The organism is Enterobacter sp. EC_50, from assembly GCF_019584525.1.
Taxonomy (GTDB): domain Bacteria; phylum Pseudomonadota; class Gammaproteobacteria; order Enterobacterales; family Enterobacteriaceae; genus Enterobacter; species Enterobacter roggenkampii.
The window spans coordinates 1-4,607 of the sequence record NZ_VDAF01000056.1 but is presented as its reverse complement, the minus strand read 5'-3'; the positions used below and the strand labels follow the sequence as shown (position 1 = coordinate 4,607).

The following is a 4,607-nucleotide window of genomic DNA, read 5'->3' as shown; positions in this document are numbered from 1 at the left end:
ACGAGCGCTGAACAAAATGACGAAAGCAGGTATGCCTGAAAGCGTGCGTATTGCCTGAAAACACAACCCGCTACGGGGGAGACTTACCCGAAATCTGATTTATTCAACAAAGCCAAGTGCAAAGACAAAATCCTGTACTGCTTTAATCGGGTCATTCTGCTTTAACAGCCGAAGTTCGAACTGTTCGATTAATTGTTTGTCGTCAAGCGGAACATCTACCCTGTTCTTGCCTATGTTGCTGCAGACACGCAAAACATGGAGCAGGAAGTTGGAGAAATTGATAACACTATTAAAACGCTCTGAGCTACCTTCATCTTCGTCGCCTCTTTCACCACTTATGGTTGAAGATGACTTGATAATGTCAGCCAGTGTGCGGTTTGTTTGGTTCTCTCTTGTACCAAGCGCCGAAGCCGATGGGATAAGCATGTCAGCTAGGGAATTAAAATCAGCAGGCACAAATTGCCCCCAATTTTCCTGCCCAAATAATTGATGACGTTCGGCTGGTGTAAAACCGTACTGGACATAACGTTCCATGTTGGAGCAAGCATCCCAAACTCGTGAGAGGGTGTTCAGGCTGCTCTGCCGAGCTTGCTGGTCCGTTATCTCGTTGAGCACAGCCATCAATTGCGCTTTCACCACTTCATGTTTTTCAAGTTGCTCGCCTCGGTTGTTCATCACCTCAAAAAAATGATTGAGGTCGGTATCAGCAGGCACTTCTATTCGGGCAATTTGTACATGGTCGAACAGATAGGTATAAAAATGAGTTAATGACTCACCAACTAATTTCAAGTCGCTTAGAACCTTGCCAATAAGTTCGTAGCCTTTGATCAGCCCTTCATTAAATTCCTTGCTCCGCAGTTTATGCGGTTCGACGCCTTGCCAGAGCCGAGCAAAGGTTTCGCCAGACTTAGGTCTGCTCTCAAACCCTAAGTTAATCCCTTGGTACCAGCTCATATCAAGCGTGGATCCCGCATGTTTTTTTAACCAGTTAGCAAGAAGGGATAGGGTAGTGAAACGTTGCTGCCCGTCGATTATCTCTGCGTCCCCATCAGGACGAGTGAACACGACTAACGTACCGATGTAGTAAGTTTGAGGGTATAGGCTATGCAGGCTTTTTTGTTGGTAGTCGAGTATGTCCTGCACAAGTTGAGTGATCTCCCCCTCTCCCCAAGCATAATTACGCTGGTACATGGGGATAAGGTAACGAGATGCATCACCCAGTAATGATCTGACCGTAAAGGATGTTACCTTTGCATCACTCATAGTAGTTCATCTCCTTGAACAGCCTCACCAGTTCATCTTGTTCATAGTTACCTTTAAGGCGGTTATTGTGATTTTCTGATGCCTTAACTGTGAGTAATGGCATAGATAACACATCACCAGGTACTCTGGCTTCCTTGATTACTCGGAACAGATTGTTATCCAGCACATACTTGTCCATGGTTGCAAGTTGTACCACTTGCTGTCGAATTCGGCATCTGTAGGCCCAGATAAAGCATTTTTCAATCGCTGTAGATAAGGACTGCCCGCCAAATTTGTCGATATAAAAGATCAGAGCACAATCAAACATAGTGCGTATATATTGATCCCCTGTTCGATAGCGATTTCGATAGCTATTTAACGTTCTTAGTATCTGAGTTGCCATTTCACCAAGGACTATGCCCTGAATCATTAACGGCTTTTGAGTATGAGTGCTGGCATGCTCACTGGAGATAATTGCCGATACCTGTTGCTGGTAGTGTTCTGCCATTTCGAAAAAGCGTCTTCCATTGATAATCATCTGATCGAGATGGAAAGGGAAACGCAATTTCTGGCCATCAATCTTACGCTGGAACTGATTGTTATAGTCATCAACAAAATGGTGAGCCATGCGCAAAGATTCCACATAAGGGAACTGACCAATCTGATCAAGGTTGATCCCTTTGAATAGGCCGACTTCATCCTTACCAAAGAAACGAGCTGAATTTCCCTGCGACCACTGACGTACCCTGTAGAGATAGGATGCGAAAAGATTAGCCAGGTCATCGCTGGGTAATCCTTCCCAATGGGCAACGGAAGCAGCTTTCAGTTCTACCTCATGGCTGGCGAATTCACGTAGATGGTAGGCTTTAAGCAGATCGTGTGGATCCAGGTCTCGCCCTCGGGCATTTTGTGAGTCGAAGAACTGAAAGGCTTCAGACAGGTCAGTCAGCACAAAGACCACCAACTGGCAGCTGTTGAGGAGAAAATCAATATGTTGCTCGCTGAATTCTCGATGGCTAACCCTACGTTTTAGCTCCTGATAATTCTGGTACAGATTGTATTCCGATACCTGACTGGCAAAGCGTTGTCGTCCCATAAAACCTTCAACGGAGGGCTTTAGCTGGGTTAGCGCTTCCTGCAAATCCTGACGTTCCAATTCAGCAAGTCGGGTTTCGATAATGGCCCATACTGCCAGCATTAATGTTAAAGTTCGTTGCTGACCATCGACGATATCCAGTCTATGTTCTTCATTGCTTTCAGGCTGATGAAACACTACTGAGCCCAAGCGGTAGGCCGATTTATCGAGATGACTGTTTATGTCCGCAAACAGTTCGCTGATATTTTTTACCGTCCATTTATAAGGACGCTGATAGGCCGGAATGGTTACGTCAGTCAGGCTCAGTAGACCCTTGACCGACAGAACTGTCTTATCAAGGGCATGTTTCATGGCTGGTTATCCAGGGGTAAACGGATACTTCCGGTCAGCAGTTGTTGCATCATCCCTTGTTTTATATCCCGGATCTTGGCGAGTTTTTTCTCTAGCACCGTGAGTTCAGCATCCATATCTGAAAAGATGGCGGCGATGGCGGTTTGTTCTTTTAATGACGAGGGAATAGCCACTTTGAAACTATGGGCATCGTTTCTATTTAAGGTTGGTACCCCTGAACCACTTGCGAAGCGTTCAAAACCGATATATTTAAAAATATAGTAGACAAACTTTGAATCTGAGTTAATGAATTTTGTAACCCAAAGCGATGTATTATGAGGCCAAAAATCGCACTCAATGTGATGAACTTTTCCCAATGTCCCAGATCTGCCTGTAACCACACCAGGACCTTTAACTTGGAAATGATTATGAGTGTTAACTATGCCATTTGAATATACTACTGGATATAATCCTTCACTTCTTTTACTGGCAGGTAAATCAAAACCTCTTTGCAATGGGGCAAACTTGCCTATTTCGCGTTCTTCCCAATCCTCCGGAATATTCTGTAGGTCGCCAGATTTATATTTTTTGGTAGTCCCATCGGGATGTTTCGCAAATTCTGTTAGGCGAGTACGACCAGTTAGTAGTTGCTGCATGGTGGCGGTTTTGATAGCCTGCTTTTTAGCAATTAATTTCTCAAACTCGATAATCAGCGCATCGATATCGGAGAGTACATTTGCGATGATTTTTTGTTCTTCAATAGTTGGTAATGGAACTATTGTTTGCCGTATAGTTGCTAAACCTAGATTCTTAATTGTGGAACCAGTCATCCCATCGTCAAACTGTCTTTTAGTCTGAAATGTCTGAATAATATAGTAAATGAATTTTTCTGAGTTGTTATCGTTTATAGTTAAATATGCGGCACTTTTCCCAAGAACTAAACGCTCTCCATTGTAAAATGCTATGTTCCCAATGGTGCCATTTATTGATAATAACACTGTCTTTTTAGAAAGCTTTTTTTGATGTTTCAGGAATTCTGATGTGGTAACCTTCTTTGTGTTATTATCTGTAAATATTTTTCCATCAGAAATATTGTTGCCGTTAATGAAGTAATATTCACCGGATTCTGAGTAGGTAGGGGTTGCGTGAATACCATCACCAATTTCCTTACAAACATTCACAAGTTGAACCACCTCCCATTCTTTCGGGAGTATTCCTATTTCTGTATATTTAAAGCCTGCTGGAGTGGTATTCCCATCCCGCATATTTATAATGTTATTCACCTTGTCTGCTCCAGTCCCATAGACTTAAAATGAACAGCAACCTTGGCCTCTAAATCTGCCACACTTTGAGTGAGAGCAGGCAGAGTAGTACTATAACGCTCCTCCAGGTCTTTTACACGACTCGATAACCGTTGTGTGACACGTTCAATTTCTGTCTCTAAAGCGTCACTTAAGCTAGTCTTCCATTTGTCGTGAACCAATAGTGTCTTAATGTCATTATCAGTAAGCTTTGAATAATGAGCAAAGACCGCATGATCCAGCTTTTCCTGGGCTTCTTTATGGGCTTTTTTTGCTTTGGTTTCTACATCAAATAATGCCTGAACAAATTTCAGAGCCGTCTTTTCTTCACTGTCAGTGGCAACTTTAAGACGAGCCTTCACGCTGGCAGCGGTCACTTTTTCTTTGTCATTCATCGTATCGGCAAGTAGTCCATCTTCACCGCTGTTTTCTTCAAGGAAGCTTTCCAGCTCTTGAACTGCTTCATCATAAGCGATTTGTAGTTGATCGAGCTCCTGCTGCTCGGGAGTGAAATAGCGAGCTACTAAATAGATGCGCGGAATAGTAGATCACTGAAAGGGAACTCAGCCCGGATTGTGCGATCTGATCAATCGCCAAACCAACCAAAACCACCAACCGGACTGAGCGATGCCGATCAT

3 protein-coding genes and 1 pseudogene are annotated in these 4,607 nt (G+C 43.5%); all 4 read right to left on the bottom strand.

Features of this window, described 5'->3' with window-relative positions; translation table 11 throughout:
- Positions 1-114: 114 nt before the first annotated feature.
- A pseudogene (locus tag FHC48_RS22835) lies at positions 115-1,263 on the bottom strand (DUF262 domain-containing protein); the annotation flags it as partial.
- A complete protein-coding gene (locus FHC48_RS22830) occupies positions 1,256-2,689 on the bottom strand; it encodes a DUF262 domain-containing protein (protein ID WP_119311973.1) in 1,434 nt (477 codons plus the stop codon). The pseudogene FHC48_RS22835 and the gene FHC48_RS22830, both read right to left, overlap by 8 nt.
- Positions 2,686-3,951, bottom strand: coding sequence for a restriction endonuclease subunit S (locus FHC48_RS22825; RefSeq protein ID WP_119311974.1), 1,266 nt, complete (start codon positions 3,949-3,951; stop codon positions 2,686-2,688). Before FHC48_RS22825 ends, FHC48_RS22830 begins: the two co-directional genes overlap by 4 nt.
- Complete coding sequence (locus FHC48_RS22820) at positions 3,948-4,364, bottom strand: hypothetical protein (protein WP_259281199.1); 417 nt, start codon at positions 4,362-4,364, stop codon at positions 3,948-3,950. Before FHC48_RS22820 ends, FHC48_RS22825 begins: the two co-directional genes overlap by 4 nt.
- Between the last annotated feature and the right edge of the window lie 243 nt (positions 4,365-4,607).

What these genes read in the sequence shown, in the direction of transcription:
- FHC48_RS22820 (WP_259281199.1), bottom strand. Translation starts at nt 4,364, where the DNA reads ATGAATGACAAAGAAAAAGTGACCGCTGCCAGCGTGAAGGCTCGTCTT.
- FHC48_RS22830 (WP_119311973.1), bottom strand. Translation starts at nt 2,689, where the DNA reads ATGAAACATGCCCTTGATAAGACAGTTCTGTCGGTCAAGGGTCTACTG.